At 63.0% G+C, this 14,671-nt stretch carries 11 protein-coding genes; 8 read left to right on the top strand and 3 right to left on the bottom strand.

The window, feature by feature from the left end; all coding sequences use genetic code 11:
• Window positions 1-86 precede the first annotated feature (86 nt).
• A complete protein-coding gene (locus tag FAZ95_RS12125; protein ID WP_137332678.1) occupies window positions 87-1,898 on the top strand; it encodes an ABC transporter transmembrane domain-containing protein in 1,812 nt (603 codons plus the stop codon).
• Window positions 1,899-2,015: 117 nt separating this feature from the next.
• The gene (locus tag FAZ95_RS12130; protein WP_137332679.1) at window positions 2,016-3,998 is read left to right on the top strand and encodes a sigma-54-dependent Fis family transcriptional regulator; all 1,983 of its coding nucleotides are present in this window, start codon (window positions 2,016-2,018) and stop codon (window positions 3,996-3,998) included.
• A gap of 164 nt (window positions 3,999-4,162) precedes the next feature.
• On the opposite strand, the gene FAZ95_RS12135 is transcribed toward FAZ95_RS12130, so the two are convergent.
• The 3 genes from FAZ95_RS12135 to FAZ95_RS40495 all read right to left on the bottom strand — a co-directional run bounded on the left by FAZ95_RS12135 (window position 4,163) and on the right by FAZ95_RS40495 (window position 9,274).
• A complete protein-coding gene (locus FAZ95_RS12135) occupies window positions 4,163-6,349 on the bottom strand; it encodes a TonB-dependent receptor (RefSeq protein WP_254699681.1) in 2,187 nt (728 codons plus the stop codon).
• A 631-nt stretch (window positions 6,350-6,980) separates the two neighbouring features.
• Window positions 6,981-8,384 carry a methyl-accepting chemotaxis protein gene (locus tag FAZ95_RS12145; RefSeq protein WP_137332681.1) on the bottom strand — a complete coding sequence of 468 codons (1,404 nt, stop codon included), beginning with the start codon at window positions 8,382-8,384 and terminating at the stop codon, window positions 6,981-6,983.
• Between the two features lie 761 nt (window positions 8,385-9,145).
• Window positions 9,146-9,274, bottom strand: coding sequence for a hypothetical protein (locus tag FAZ95_RS40495; RefSeq protein WP_302674732.1), 129 nt, complete (start codon window positions 9,272-9,274; stop codon window positions 9,146-9,148).
• A 138-nt stretch (window positions 9,275-9,412) separates the two neighbouring features.
• Here FAZ95_RS40495 and FAZ95_RS40040 point away from each other — a divergent pair, with 138 nt between their 5' ends.
• From FAZ95_RS40040 to pqqD, 6 genes are all read left to right on the top strand, one after another.
• A complete protein-coding gene (locus tag FAZ95_RS40040) occupies window positions 9,413-10,168 on the top strand; it encodes a sigma-70 family RNA polymerase sigma factor (protein WP_254699682.1) in 756 nt (251 codons plus the stop codon).
• A gap of 202 nt (window positions 10,169-10,370) precedes the next feature.
• Window positions 10,371-12,335, top strand: a complete 1,965-nt coding sequence (locus tag FAZ95_RS12155; protein ID WP_137332683.1) for a sigma-54-dependent Fis family transcriptional regulator — start codon at window positions 10,371-10,373, stop codon at window positions 12,333-12,335.
• Between the two features lie 271 nt (window positions 12,336-12,606).
• Window positions 12,607-12,681: a pyrroloquinoline quinone precursor peptide PqqA gene (gene pqqA, locus FAZ95_RS12160; RefSeq protein ID WP_136896550.1), complete on the top strand. Its 75-nt coding sequence runs from the start codon at window positions 12,607-12,609 to the stop codon at window positions 12,679-12,681.
• A 66-nt stretch (window positions 12,682-12,747) separates the two neighbouring features.
• Window positions 12,748-13,671, top strand: a complete 924-nt coding sequence (gene pqqB / locus FAZ95_RS12165; RefSeq protein WP_137332684.1) for a pyrroloquinoline quinone biosynthesis protein PqqB — start codon at window positions 12,748-12,750, stop codon at window positions 13,669-13,671.
• Window positions 13,672-13,673: 2 nt separating this feature from the next.
• On the top strand, window positions 13,674-14,393 hold the full coding sequence (gene pqqC, locus FAZ95_RS12170) for a pyrroloquinoline-quinone synthase PqqC (protein ID WP_137332685.1): 720 nt from the start codon (window positions 13,674-13,676) through the stop codon (window positions 14,391-14,393).
• Entirely contained in the window at window positions 14,390-14,671 is a 282-nt protein-coding gene (gene pqqD / locus FAZ95_RS12175; protein WP_137332686.1) for a pyrroloquinoline quinone biosynthesis peptide chaperone PqqD, read from the top strand. The genes pqqC and pqqD overlap by 4 nt, the downstream gene beginning before the upstream one ends.

Here is a 14,671-nt window from a genome sequence, read left to right on the forward strand (position 1 = left end):
ATATCGACATGCCAGACCATGCAGGCAGGCGGCCTTCGAATCACGGGACTGGCACAATCAAAGCATTTCGATCCACGGGAATCCCCATGCCGGATGCCGCACCTCCCTCGACACGTATCGGCCCCCTCTTCGCCCTGCTCCCGTTCCTGCGCCCTTATGCGCGACGCTGGGCGTTCGCGTTCCTGGCGCTCGTGACCTCGGCGGGCGCGACACTGGCGTTGCCGGTGGCGTTCAAATACCTGATTGACCGCGGCTTCGCCGGCGGTGACCGGACGCACATCGACCGCTATTTCCTAATGCTGTTCGTCGTTTCGCTGGTTTTGGCCAGCGCCACCGCGCTTCGCTTCTACCTGGTTTCGTGGCTGGGCGAGCGGGTGACCGCCGATTTGCGGCGTGCGGTCTACGATCACGTGATGCGGATGAGTCCGCAGTTCTTCGAGACCACGCAGACCGGAGAGGTGCTGTCGCGGCTCACCACGGACACCACGTTGATCCAGACAGTGGTAGGCACCAGCCTGTCGCTGGGAATGCGCAATTTCTTCCTGCTGGTCGGCGGCGTGGCGATGCTGGTGGTGACCAGTCCCGTCCTGTCCGGCTACATCATCGCGACGCTGATTGTGGTGGTCGCGCCAATCGTCATCTTCGGACGGCGCGTGCGGCGGCTCTCGCGTGCCAGCCAGGACAAGGTAGCCAACGCGAGCGCGCTGGCGGGCGAGGTGCTCAATGCCATGCCGACCGTGCAGTCGTACAGGCAGGAATCGTTCGAGGCACGACGTTTTGGGGGCGCCGTGGAAGCCGCCTTCGAAACAGCGCTCACGCGAATCCGGGCACGTGCGTGGTTGACCGCCGTGGTCATCGTGCTGGTGTTTTCCGCCATCGTGTTCGTACTCTGGATCGGAGCGCAGGCGGTGCTGGCCGGGCGCATGACGGCTGGCCAGTTGTCCCAGTTCATCCTCTACGCGGTGTTCACTGCAGGCGCCGTGGGGGCGGTTGCCGAGGTGTGGGGCGATCTGCAGCGGGCCGCCGGCGCCACCGAGCGACTCCTGCAACTGCTGGGGGCGCGCTCGCCGGTGGTGGAAGCCGAGACCACCGTGCCGTTGCCGGCTCGCGGCGACGGCGTCCGCTTCGACAACGTCAGCTTCTCCTATCCGTCCCGGCCCGGCATCGACGCGCTCTCCGGCCTCTCGCTCGACGTGCGCGAGGGGGAGCATGTCGCGCTGGTTGGACCTTCCGGTGCCGGCAAGACCACGGTGTTTCAACTGCTACTGCGCTTTTACGACCCGCATGCCGGCAGCATCCTGATCAATGACGTCCCGACGCGGCAGGTGCCACTCGCCGAGTTGCGCAAAGCAATCGGGGTGGTGCTGCAGGAATCCGTGATCTTCTCGGGGAGCGTCCTCGACAACATCCGCTACGGCGCACCCGACGCCACGCTTGCGCAAGTGCAACGCGCCGCCGCGATGGCCGCTGCTGCCGGCTTTATCGAAGACCTGCCGCAAGGCTACGACACGTTTCTGGGCGAGCGCGGCGTACGGCTGTCAGGCGGACAGCGTCAGCGCATCGCGATTGCTCGCGCGATCCTCATGAATCCGCCCATCCTGCTGCTCGACGAGGCCACCAGCTCGCTCGATGCGGCCAGCGAACGGCTGGTACAGACGGCGCTGGACAACGCCGCGCAGAACCGCACCACGCTGGTCATCGCACACCGTCTTGCCACCGTGCAACAGGCCGACCGCATCGTCGTGCTGGAACAAGGCCGCATCGTCGCGCAGGGCCGGCACGCCGACCTTCTGCAGAGTTCACCGCTCTATGCCCAGCTTGCGGCACTGCAGTTCGGCGAGCCGCCAAGGCAGGCAATGGAGCGCGACACTGGGCGCAATCACGTCGACTCCGTGTAATGACGCGATCCACGCTCAGTGAGGCGCTATTGAGCCCAGCTTACATTTGGCCCGGAACTTGCTCTTCCCCCCGACTAGATTCTGGCGATGCGACCAGAACGGTAACTGGAGGAGACGATGCGCGAACCCATCCATCAAAACGCTGCCTCATCGCGATGCCCCGAAGCCGGCTGGCTCGTGCCATCGATTCAAAAGGCGCACGAGCGCTCGCAGACCTTCGGGCTCGACACGTCGATGCGGCCGGATTACGACGTGCTTTCCACCGCGGACCTTGCACTCAAGCTCGAACAAAGCCGCGTGCTGTGCACGCACGCCCTGCCCGTCATGGAAACCCTCCGCGAGCAGATCGTCAACACGCATAGCATGATCGTGCTGACCAACGCCGCGGGGCTGATTCTCCATTCGATCGGCGATGACGACTTCCTGCAGCGGGCCGAGAAAGTCGCGTTGCGTGCCGGTGCGAACTGGGCGGAACAGCAGCAAGGGACGAATGCGATCGGCACGGCGATCGCCGAGCTTAGCCCGACCGTGGTCCATGGCGAGCAGCACTATCTGGCCGCAAATCGGTTTCTGACCTGCTCCAGTGTTCCGATCCTCGATCCGTATGGAGAATTGATCGGGGTGCTGGACGTGACGGGCGACCATCGCAGCTACCATCAGCACACGATGGCGCTCGCGAAAATGTCGGTGCAGATGATCGAGAATCATCTGTTTTCCAACGCGTTTCGCGGCACCCTGCAAATTGCCTTTCATGGCCGGCCTGAATTCCTCGGCACACTGATGGAAGGGATCGCTGCCTTCACCTGTGACGGACGCTTCCTCTCGGCGAACCGCAGCGCCCAATTTCAGTTGGGCATGCCGCTCGCCGCATTGCGCGCTCACACGCTGTCTTCGCTCTTCGGCCTGACCAGCCCGCAGTTGATCGATCGTCTGCGGAGAAACCCCGAGCGGCACCTTTCGCTGGAATTGAGCAACGGCACCGTGGTCTGCGCAAACATCGAATTCAGGCGGCCCGCGTTGGGCGAAGAGGCTTGGCCGCCGGTGACGCGAGCCGAGGACATTCCGGCGCAGCGCAACGACGGCGCGCCGCCTGCACCGGTTGCGAAAGCGATGTCGAGATTGAGCTACCTCGACACCGGCGACCCGCAAGTCGCGGCCGTCATCGGCAAGGTTCGCAAAGTGCTCGGCAAGGACATCCCCATCCTCATCACCGGCGAAACCGGCACCGGCAAAGAATTGCTGGCCCAAGCCATTCACAACGATTCACCGCACCGGTCGGGCCCGTTCGTCGCGGTGAACTGCGCATCGATTCCGGAGACATTGATCGAATCGGAATTGTTCGGTTATGAGGAAGGCGCGTTTACCGGCGCGAAGCGCAAGGGCGCCATCGGCAAGTTGCTGCAGGCAAACGGCGGGACGCTGTTTCTCGATGAGATCGGTGATATGCCCTACCCGCTGCAGGTTCGGCTGCTTCGTGTCCTGCAGGAACGCCAGGTCAACCCGCTTGGATCGACGAAATCGATTCCGATCGACGTCGCGATTATCTGCGCAACTCACCGCGATCTGCGTGACATGATGTCCCAGAACCGCTTCCGCGAAGACTTGTACTACCGGCTGAACGGCCTGGTGGTGAAATTGCCGCCGCTGCGCGAGCGGACCGATCTTGCGGCGGTCGTCCCGAAGCTGCTGCAAAGCGAGTCCGCCGAGCACGGAGCCGGCCAGCGGTTGCGCGTGGCCGACGACGTCATGGCGCTGTTCGAGCGATGCACATGGCCGGGCAACTTCCGCCAGCTCGGCAATCTCTTGCGGACCGCAGCGGCGATGGTCGACTCGGACGGCGAGATACTGCGCGAGCATTTACCCGACGATTTCTTCGACGATTTGCGCGAGCCGGGTGTCGCGCCCATCGCTGTGGCCTCGCTGCCGTCACTTCAAGGCACGCGGCTGCAGGACGTTGCCGCCTCCGCGATCGCCTCTGCGATTGCGCAACACGGCGGCAATGTCTCAGCGGCGGCGCGCGCACTGGGCGTATCGCGCAATACGATCTACCGAAAAATGCAGTGCACGCCTCGCGAAGACACGCTTCAGGAGGGACGCTAGTTGCGGCGAATCGGGTGCTCCACAGGTGTTGCAAAATGCAACACCTGTGTACCTGAATTGAACAGTGAACAGATCATCCGCGCTCTTAGCTGAACACCTCTGGCGTGCAGCTAAAGAGTCCTCAGACGATTGAACTGGGTATCCTAGCCTTCTTCCGCGGACGCTCACCGCCACGCATACCGCATCCCCACCCACACGCCTCTGGGCGCACCCGGCCCGACGAACTGTTCATTGACCGGCGCAAACCCGTCGAACATGTGGTTCGGTCCGTTGAAGAAGTTTTGCCCGAGCACGCCGAAGCTCGCGTAACGCTTGTTCAGCAGATTCGACACGGTCCCGAACACCTGCAATTGCTTCGTGATCTGGTACGTCGTATCGAGATCGATCAGGAAGTAGCCGGCGATCTTGCCGTTCACGTCCTCGTTGTCTTCATCGCCGCGCTCGTAGATGCTGCCGCGGTAGGTCAGGTTCGTGCCGATGTCCCACTTCGGCGTCGCCGCGTAATCGAGCCTGAGTTTGACGGTGTTCGCCGGAATGCCGGGGATGTGGTTGCCCGGTTTGACGGTGATGTTGCCGTTGGCATCCGCGCTTGAATTGCTCGGGCTGCTTTCGACCCAGGTCGAGCGGTACGTGGCGTCGACATAGCTGTAGTTCGCGGTGACGCCGAGCGGGCCGAACTGTGTGTGCCCCGCAAGCTCGATCCCTTGCCGCCGCGTATTGCCGACGTTCTGAAAGAAGCCCTGCGTGGTGGTCGCGGAGCTGATGAACTCGATGTCGTTGTGCAGCGTCGTGCTGTAGACGGCCGCACTCCACGTCGTCGCGCTGCCGATCTTGCCGCGCGCGCCGACTTCGAACGTCTTCGAGACGACCGGCTGGAGCGCCGGGTCGGCCAGGAAATCGTTCGGCAGCGAGCATGGCGCGGCCGGGTCGGCGCAGGTCAATTCGATCGCGGTCGGCGAACGCATGCCCTCGTTGTACGTCGCGTAGGCGGTGAAGCCGGGCGTGGGGTTCCAGTTCAGGCCGATCGCCGGATTGAAGCGCGAGAATACGTGGCTGCCGTTCAGAAGCGGCTGCAGGCCGCTTTCGTCGCCGATGTCGGCCTTCGCCCAGTCGTAGCGACCGGCGAGCGTCAGCGTCCATTGCTTCGTCAGCGACAGCGTGTCTTGCAGATAGAACCCGAGGTTGGCGTCGCGCGTTTTCGCATCGACTTGCTGCGTGAAGTCGCCGATGCCGATCGTCGCGCGCGATGCGGTGAAGGTCGCGTCCTGCGTCGATTGCGTGTAGTGCGAGTTCGCGAAATCGGCGGCCATGCCCGCGACGAACTGATTCTCCATGCCGCCGAGCTTGCCGAGCAGCGTCAGCTGCAGGCTCGCGCCGTAGCTGTCGGTATCGATCGACGATTGGATGTTGGTGCCTTCGAGCATGTCGATCGAACCGTCGGGCAAGACCTGCCCGAAATGGGTGTTGTTGTTGCTGCTGGTGTTCGTGTTGACGAAGCGCCGGAAGTAGACGTTGCCGCTCAATTCGACGTGGTCGTTGAAGGAGTGGTCGCCGGAAAGCGTCACGTAGCCGACGCTATTCTGGTTCTGGTCGGGAAACGTGTACGCCTGCCTGAAGTTGTCGAGGAACGAGCGCGGGATCGTCTGCGTGCCATGCAAGTCGTTGTCGGCGCCGCCTGCGGAGAGCGAGTAAGTCGAGTCGGCGTCGGTGTAGCGCAGCTTGCCGAAGCCCTGGCGCACGCGGCTCGAATTGTGGTCGGCCCAGCCGTCGTCGTTGGCGGCGTCGCCGGTGACGTAGTAGTCGAGGTTCGGGCCGATCGTGCCGCCTTGCTCGAGTTGCGCGGTTTTGCGGCCCCATGAACCGCCCGTGACTTCGGCCTCGCCACCCGGGTCTGCTTTGCCGTTCTTGGTCGAGATCGCGATGGCGCCGCCGAGCGTGTTCAGGCCGAACGTCGGGTTCGAGCCGGGGATCAATTGAATCGTCTCGATCGCTTGCTGCGGGATCAGGTCCCAGTTCACCACGTCGCCGAACGGTTCGTTGATCCGCACGCCGTCCATGAACACCGACAGGCCTTGCGGCGTGCCCACGAGCGGCGAGGCGGTGAAGCCGCGGTAGTTGATGTCGACCTGATACGGATTGCCTTGCGCCTCGTTGATGTCGACGCTTGGGAGGTTCTTTTCGAAGAACTCGGTGAGCGTGCTGCGGTGCTGGTGTTCGAGGTCCTGCGCGTGGACGGTCTGCACGTTCGCGGGCACGAGCGAGAGCGGCGTGCCGATGCCGAGCAGCGGTGTCGTGCCGATCACGATGACGGGGGCGAGCGTCGATGCATTGGCGGACGCGGCCGAAGCCATGCTCGAAGATGACGATGTGGGGGCCGGCCATCCGGCGGCCGGCGATCCGGGGGCCGGCGCTCCGGCAACCGCCGGCTCGGCTTGTGCCCAAGCTGTCACACAGACGCTGCCAAGCACACACCCAAAACACAAGGCGATGCTCACGCCGCGCTGACTTCCGCACCAGCGGCGCAGTCCGAAGGCTGCCGTCACAATTCGTCTCCTCACTTTTTTATAGGGTCCAAGCGTGTCCACTGCACAACTTAGCGAGCGACGGTCCCTATTCTGCCGCTTTCCCGACGCCCATCGAAATGCGTTCACGCTGCTGAGGAAACACATGCCATGTGCCGTCATCGTGCCGGAAGAACAAGATCACGACGGCTCCTTCCGGCCGCAAGACTTCGATTCGAACGTGACGTCTCTGGCCCGAGCCTACGTCGCCGAACCTGCTGATACGCACCGGTGCAGCGTGAATGGGCGCGAGCCACCGTTCCACCAAACTCCGCAAGCGGCTCATAAGCACGTCCTTTAACGTCGTCCAGCCGGGTTTCGCCCGCAACATCGCGCTCTCCAGCAACACACGCCAATCCCGTCAGATATCCCGATGTCTCAAAGCCCCGAGCGATACGCGGCATCTCACGCATGAGGCTCATCAAACTCGGTATCCAATACGAAATCCGCCCCAGTGCCTGCCCTCGACAAAAATCGGCGCGGACGCATCCTTCATCAGCGCAAACTCGCCGCCGCCCATGTCGCGCCGATAGGTCTGCAACAGAAAGCGTTTGACGTTGGTTGCCGCGGCGAGGCCGGTGCGGTCGTCGAATAGCCTTCGGTTCCGGGAATTCGCCGCATTCCAGACCGGGTCGCCGCACTGCGGACGGGAGAACTTCGCGTTGTGCGTCGGCAAATAGCCGCGCGCGTCGACTGCGGCGCAAAACGCAACGCGCGTATCGAGCTCCAGCAAGGGTTCCTGAATAGCCGGCAACACGCGATCGGTAAAGCCCGTAAATCGCGTCATGAACTGGGGAGGATTGCTCCCGGAAACCAGCACATAAGCGTCGTCGAACAATTCATCGAGCTTCAGTTCGCCCCGCGCGAGCGCGGCTTCGAATAGCTTGCCGATCTTGACGGCGGCCAGCTCGGCTGCCTCGATAAACGGCGTATCGGCCGTTTCAGCGCCAGTCGCCGAGGTCAATTCGATCAGCGTCTCGGACACGCGCAGCAAGTTGTTCAAGCGATCCGTCGCTTGCGCGAAATTCTCGCTGGAGTCCTCGACGCCGTTCGCCATCTCGAGAACCTGCGCCTCCAGCCCGATGCATTCGCTCTCGATCTCGCTCGTCAGAACCGCAATTCGGCCGGTGTCGTCGTTGAGCTGCGTGATCGCATCGCCGGTTGTCCGCACCACTTCTCTCAGACTCCGGGTGCCCTCTCCTACTCGATTGGCGCGGGCCGTATTGAATGCGCCTTCGGAGATCAATCGTTCGGTCTGCTCGGTGAGCTGAGCAAGCGTGATTTCGATTTGCCCCGTCGCCTGTGCGGTTTTCGCCGCCAGATTCTTCACTTCCGCGGCCACGACTGCGAAACTCCTTCCCGTTTCCCCCGCGCGTGCCGCCTCGATTGCGGCATTGAGCGCAAGCAATTGCGTCTGCCGCGCGATCTGCGAAATCTCTTCGGAGACACGGCTGACATCCGCGAGCGCCACGCGCACGGTATCGATCTGACTCTCCACCACCGCCACACCTTCGATCAGATCCTGAATATCGGCCAGCGATGCCGCCAATGTGTGCTGCGATTGCTCGACGCCTATCGCGGTTTGTTCGGTGACCGCGCGCATCTGCCGGGCGGCCTCGGCGATCCGGTGATTGCCGTGCATCGTCATCGATGCGGAGCGGCGCAGTGCCTTGCACAACTCCGCCTGGCGCCGGACCCGCTGCGCAACTTCCTCGACATGTCCCGATACGTCGCAGATCTCGATCCCCAGTTCTCCCGCTTGCACGGCTATATCGCCTACCACCGATTGCGAACGGTTGTCGCGACGAAAACTGAAGCGGGTCATGGGCGTCTCCTCGATGGTTTGCGTAGCGAAGTCACTCAGCGGGCGGCAAACCAGCGAGAACCGTGCCACGACTCGGCATGCGCGCCGCTGCGATCCGCGTTCGGGCTCATCACGCCGCGATCCAGGTAACGAAGCCAAAGGGTGCCTGTCGCAACGATTTCGCACCTGTCATCTTTGGCAACACGTCAGGTGGGCACTGTTTCACCCTGCAACAGTGTGCATATGCAATAGCGATCCGGCGCGTTCGACGATCCCTGTCGCGGCAATGGCATGCGACTTGCGTCAGCGGGTGCGCAGTCGACCCAGCGCGACCGCCGGCGGGGTCGCGCCATTCAGTCAATCGGAGACACGGATAAGGACGTGAGCTTGTGAGCGAAATCAGCAGCAGCGGTATCGAAGATCTCCGGGTCGGCATCAATGCATTGACAAGCGCTCAACGTCGCCTGCAAAGCTCGGTCGGCCGAACCGCGGACCCCGTCGCGCTCTATATGCGAGACATGAGCGCAACGCCCTTGCTTACCCGTAGCGAAGAGCTCGCCCTCGCCAGAGAGATCGAAGTTAGACGCGCGGCCTGCATTCAAGAGTTGAGCATTTGCCCTGCCGTGCAGGACGAGCTGGCGCAGTTGATGACCGAAATCATCGATGCCAAGGCACCGGCCAACCTTTACATCCTCGGGTTCGAGCAGGACCCAGCATCGGCCGCCTCGACATCGCTCATTGCCGCGGAAACGACACCGGATCAGGGTGACATCGACTTGCCGCTAGACGAAAGCGCCGTGTCCGAAGTCGGTGACGAACCGTCGTGCGCAGCGCTCGCGCAAGCGCTGGCCCAACGCTTGCGGCAGATAGTCGAGTTGACGTTCTCCGCGCGTGAAGTGTTGCTCGCTCACGGCGATGACTCGGTCAGCTATCGTTCGCGTTGCCGTGACCTCACCGACGCCTTGAGTTCGATCCGGTTTACCGCTCGGGCGGCAGACCGATTGAGCGGCGTCCTCCGCCTTCACGCGACGAATCAAGCGCACGAACGCGTGGCCCGCCTCGAACACGCTCTGCAGAACGCAAAGACGAGGCTGCTCAAGGCGAATCTCCGTCTGGTCGTATCGGTCGCGAAGAAGTATCTCAACCGCGGACCGCAACTGCTCGATTTGATTCAGGAGGGCAACCTCGGCCTCATTAAAGCCGTGGATCGCTACGACTACCGCCGCGGCTTCAAATTCTCGACCTACGCGACCTGGTGGATCCGGCAGTCCATCCTCTACGCCATTGCCGACCAGGGCCGCACCATCCGCGTTCCCGTGCATACCGTCGACGCTTTGAACAAGCTCGCGAGCATCAGGCACGAGTCTGCGCACCGCTCCGGAGACCGGCCCGGCATTGCCGAGCTCGCAGAAAGAATGAGCGTGTCTGAAGAAAGGATTTGCGACCTCCTGTCCATCGTCCAAGAGCCCGTTTCGACGAACGCTCCGGTAACGCAAGATGGCGGCGGCACGCTTGAAGACGCAATCGCAGATCCCGGCGCCCAGCTGCCCGAAGACGCCCTGATCGCATCGCGTATGCGCAGCGCCGTGCTCGCAGCCGTCGATCAACTTCCCGCGCGCGAATCGACAGTCTTGAGACTGCGCTTCGGCATCGGCGTGCCGGACGCATACTCGCTGCGCGAAATCGGCCGGCAGCTCAACTTGTCCGCCGAGCGAGTGCGCCAGATCGAGGCAAAGGCCATTGAGCGCCTGCGGGGCTCGCCGCAGTCCGAGCCATTGCGAACTTTCACGAACGTTCGCCACTGAACATCTAAACGGTCACAGCGGGCCGCGCACAGTACATGCTTAATTATCGCGGCCATTGATCTATATCAACCGCGACTCCGCTCGCCGCGTCACCATGCGTCAAGGCACCCTGAAGCCCCACGCGGCGATTCGGCGGTGCCCCCAATACCGTTTGGCTCGCGAGGCGTCGGCACACTGACCGGACCCGCGGGAGGAGGAGACAATGCGCGACGACCCCGATCGCGGCGACATCGAACCGGCTTGCAACGAGCCGGGGTGGCTCGCGCCATCGATACAGCGATCTCATGAGCGCTCGGAAACCTACGGGCTGAGCACGTCGATGCGCCCGGACTACGACGTTCTTTCCGCAGCCGATCTCGCATTGAAGCGCGAACAGAGCCGCATCCTGTGCGCACACGCGGCCCCCGTCATGGAGACGCTCCGCGAGCAGATTGCCAACACCCAAAGCATGATCGTGTTGACGGATGCCGAGGGCCTCATCCTGCATTCGATCGGCGATGCCGAGTTTCTCAAGCGCGCCGAAAAAGTTGCGTTAAGCCCGGGCGCGAACTGGGCCGAAGCTCGCCAGGGCACCAATGCGATCGGCACCGCCATCGCCGAACTTCGTCCCACGGTGGTTCACGGCGATCAGCACTATCTCGCCGCAAACCGGTTTCTCACCTGCTCCAGCGTGCCGATATTCGATCCGTACGGCGAGTTGAGCGGCGTGCTCGACGTCACCGGCGATCATCACAGCTACCACCAGCACACCATGGCGCTCGCAAAGATGTCTGTTCAACTCATCGAAAACCATCTGTTTGCGACGACTTTTCGGACCACCTTGCAAATCTCGTTTCATGAACGCCCAGAGTTTCTCGGCACGCTGATGGAAGGGATAGCGGCATTCACCTCCGACGGGCGCTTCCTGTCGGCGAATCGCAGCGCCCAATTTCAGCTCGGCCTGACGCTCGCGGGGCTGCGTGCGCATACGCTCTCGTCGCTGTTCGGTCTCACGAGCGCCCAATTGATCGATAACGTGCGCGCGAGCTTGGGGCGGCATCTTTCGCTTTCGCTGCGAAACGGCCATAGCGTCTGCGCCAACGTGGCGTTCAGGCATCCCCCGTCCATGATCAGCGATAGTTCCGTTACGCAGCCGGGCACAACAGTGGCAAGGCCCCGGCCAATCTGCGAGGAACGCGCGGCACGGCCCCGTCTCGGCCATCTCGAGACCGGCGATCCGCAAGTCGCAGCGGTCATCGCCAAAGTCCGCAAAGTCATCGGCAAGGACATCCCCCTTCTCATTACCGGCGAAACCGGTACCGGCAAGGAACGCCTCGCTCAAGCGATCCACAACGACTCGCCGCGCCACGCCGCGCCATTCGTTGCGGTCAACTGTGCGTCGATACCCGAGAGCCTCATCGAGTCCGAGCTGTTCGGCTATGAAGAAGGCGCATTTACCGGCGCCAAGCGCAAAGGGGCAATCGGCAAGATTCTGCAGGCCCATGGCGGCACGCTCTTTCTCGACGAGATCGGCGATATGCCGTCTCCGCTCCAGGTTCGGCTGCTGCGCGTGCTGCAGGAGAGGGTCGTGAATCCGCTCGGATCGGCGAAGTCGATTCCCGTGGACGTCGCGATCATCTGCGCCACCCACCGGGACTTGCGCGACATGATCGCGCAAGGAAGCTTCCGCGAAGACCTCTACTACCGCCTGAACGGACTGGTCGTGAAACTGCCGCCCTTGCGCGACAGAACCGACCTTCGAACAGTCGTCGAGACACTGCTGAGAGAGGAGTCGCTCAGCCGACCAAGCACCCCTGCGCTCTCCGTATCGAGCGACGTGATGGCCCTCTTCGAACGATGCCGGTGGCCCGGCAACTTTCGGCAGCTCGGCAATCTCATGCGCACCGCTGCGGCAATGGTCGACGAAGACGGCGAAATTCGCATCGAGCATCTGCCCGACGACTTTCTCGAGGACGTGCAGGCGGCGGCACCCGCCGCCGGCCCCAATTCGACGCCGCTACCCGGCGCGCGGCTGCAGGAGGTTGCCGCGCTCGCGATCGCCGCAGCGGTGGCCAAGCACGGTGGCAACGTGTCTGCCGCGGCGCGGGCACTGGGGGTCTCTCGCAACACGATCTATCGAAAGATGCTGTCGGCGCCGGATTCGGACGCCAGCGATGGCGACGCGTGATCGACCGCGCGGGTGTCCTCTTTTGCAACAACCGGTGTCCCACCCTGCAACAGCCTGTGCGCGAGCCATGAGCCGCCTCGCAAGGCGCGACCCGGCTCTCTCTGCCGCAACGCACGTCGTACCCAACCTCCACAAGAAGTACCGGCATTTGCCGCGCCGGCCCGGATCGCCAAGCGAGTCATACACGCCTCGGCATGGAGCTTGCGTGATCGACGCGGACCGCCTCTCCAACGCGGTTCTTCACTTAGACGTTCCATTCAAGGAGACAACCATGCAGTGGACTACCCCCGGCTATACCGACCTTCGCTTCGGCTTTGAAATCACGATGTATATCGCCAACCGCTAATGCAACGCTAAAGCCGACCGCGCGCGGCAACGACGGCGGCGCGCGGCGGCGCCAGGACCCACGCTCATGAAGATCAAGATTCTCGGCTCGGGCGCAGGCGGCGGACTGCCGCAATGGAACTGCAACTGCGCGAACTGCACGAGCGCACGCCACGGGGACGGCGACGTCAGACCGCGCACGCAATCGTCGATTGCGGTGAGCGAGAACGGCGTCGACTGGATTCTGATCAACGCCTCCCCCGATCTGCTGGCGCAGCTGCGGGCGAACCCCGAACTGCAGCCGGCCCGTTCGATACGCGACAGCGGCATTGCGGCCGTGCTGTTGATCGACGCGCAAATCGATCACGTCACCGGACTGCTGATGTTGCGGGAGCGCTCGGCACCCTTGCCGCTGTATGCGTGCAGCCCCGTTTTCGACGATCTGTCGAGCGGCTTTCCGATCGTCCCTCTGCTCGGCCACTACTGCGGCGTGGAGCGGCACGAGATCACGCTCGACGAGCCCTTTTCGATTCCCCCGGCAAGCGGTATCCGCTTCACGGCGATGTCCATCGAAAGCAAAGCGCCACCCTATTCCCCGCGCCGCAACGCGTCGGCACCGGGCGACAACATCGGCTTGCTGATCGAGAACATCGCGAGCGGCACGCGCGTGTTCTACGCGCCTGGACTCGGCTCGGCTTCGGCCGCCGTTCGTCAAGCGATGGAATCGGCGCAACTGGTTTTGGTCGACGGCACCTTCTGGCGCTCGACCGAAATGATCGACTTGGGCTTGTCCGACAAGCATGCGGGCGATATGGGCCACCTCGCCCAATGCGGACACAACGGCACGCCGGGCATGGTCCAGCTGCTGGACGCGTTGCCTAGCGCAACCCGCAAGGTGCTGATTCACATCAACAATACGAATCCGATTCTCAACCCTCATTCCGCCGAATACGCCGTCGTGCGCGCACGCGGCATCGAAGTCGCACACGACGGAATGCATTTTCAGGTCTAGCCATGAATGCACCGCTGCCCTCCACGATTCCCGACTCGACGCCCTGGACGGCGGACGAGTTCGAAACACGCTTGCGCGCACTCGGGACGCGCTACCACATTCACCATCCGTTCAATCTGCGCATGAACGCCGGGCAATGCTCCCCCGAGCAGATTCGCGGATGGGTGGCCAATCGCTTCTATTACCAGATCAACATTCCGCTGAAGGACGCGGCCATTCTGTCGAATTGCCCGGACCGCGAGACGCGGCGGATCTGGATCGAGCGTATCCATGACCACGACGGTCACGGCGCCGACGCCGGGGGCATCGAGGCATGGGCACGGCTTGCCGATGCGGTCGGAATCGAGCGCAACGCGCTCTGGTCGCTAGAGCACGTCTTGCCGGGCGTGCGCTTCGCCGTCGACGCCTACGTGAATTTCGCGCGGCGCGCGCCGTGGCAGGAAGCCGTTTGCTCGTCGCTCACGGAGATGTTCGCCCCGCAGATCCACCGCGAACGCCTGGCCGGCTGGCCCACCCTCTATCCGTGGGTCGAGCCGCAAGGGCTGCAGTACTTTCGCAGCCGCATTCCGCTCGCCCAGCGCGACGTCGAACACGGGCTCGCAGTGACCCTCGCGTACTTCACCACGCGCGAAGCGCAACAACGCGCGCTTGCCATTCTGGGATTCAAGCTCGACATCTTGTGGTCGATGCTCGATGCCATCGAAAAGGCGTATCCAATATGAACCTCGCTGAATCCGAAAACCGTGCCTGCCCCTGCCCTCGCCTGAAGAAGATGTTCAGGCTCCAGTGGGAAGAAACGCAAAGCGCCTACGTGCTGCTGTATCCCGAAGGCATGGTCAAGCTCAATCCGAGCGCCGGCGAGATCCTCGCGCGATGCGACGGCACGCGCGAACTCGACGAGATCATCGGTGAGCTGGAGACGCTCTTCAACGCCTCCGATCTCGCCGTCGACGTCTATCGCTTCATCGATCACGCACGGCAGCGCGGCTGGCTCGACTGA

Origin of the sequence: Trinickia violacea, from assembly GCF_005280735.1 — a bacterium.
GTDB lineage: Bacteria > Pseudomonadota > Gammaproteobacteria > Burkholderiales > Burkholderiaceae > Trinickia_A > Trinickia_A violacea.

Excerpts from the sequence above, each read along its gene's own strand:
- FAZ95_RS12155 (WP_137332683.1), top strand. The coding sequence starts at position 10,371 with ATGCGCGACGACCCCGATCGCGGCGACATCGAACCGGCTTGCAACGAG.
- FAZ95_RS12145 (WP_137332681.1), bottom strand. The coding sequence starts at position 8,384 with ATGACCCGCTTCAGTTTTCGTCGCGACAACCGTTCGCAATCGGTGGTA.
- FAZ95_RS12125 (WP_137332678.1), top strand. The coding sequence starts at position 87 with ATGCCGGATGCCGCACCTCCCTCGACACGTATCGGCCCCCTCTTCGCC.
- pqqB (WP_137332684.1), top strand. The coding sequence starts at position 12,748 with ATGAAGATCAAGATTCTCGGCTCGGGCGCAGGCGGCGGACTGCCGCAA.
- FAZ95_RS12130 (WP_137332679.1), top strand. The coding sequence starts at position 2,016 with ATGCGCGAACCCATCCATCAAAACGCTGCCTCATCGCGATGCCCCGAA.
- pqqC (WP_137332685.1), top strand. The coding sequence starts at position 13,674 with ATGAATGCACCGCTGCCCTCCACGATTCCCGACTCGACGCCCTGGACG.
- FAZ95_RS12135 (WP_254699681.1), bottom strand. The coding sequence starts at position 6,349 with ATGGCTTCGGCCGCGTCCGCCAATGCATCGACGCTCGCCCCCGTCATC.
- pqqD (WP_137332686.1), top strand. The coding sequence starts at position 14,390 with ATGAACCTCGCTGAATCCGAAAACCGTGCCTGCCCCTGCCCTCGCCTG.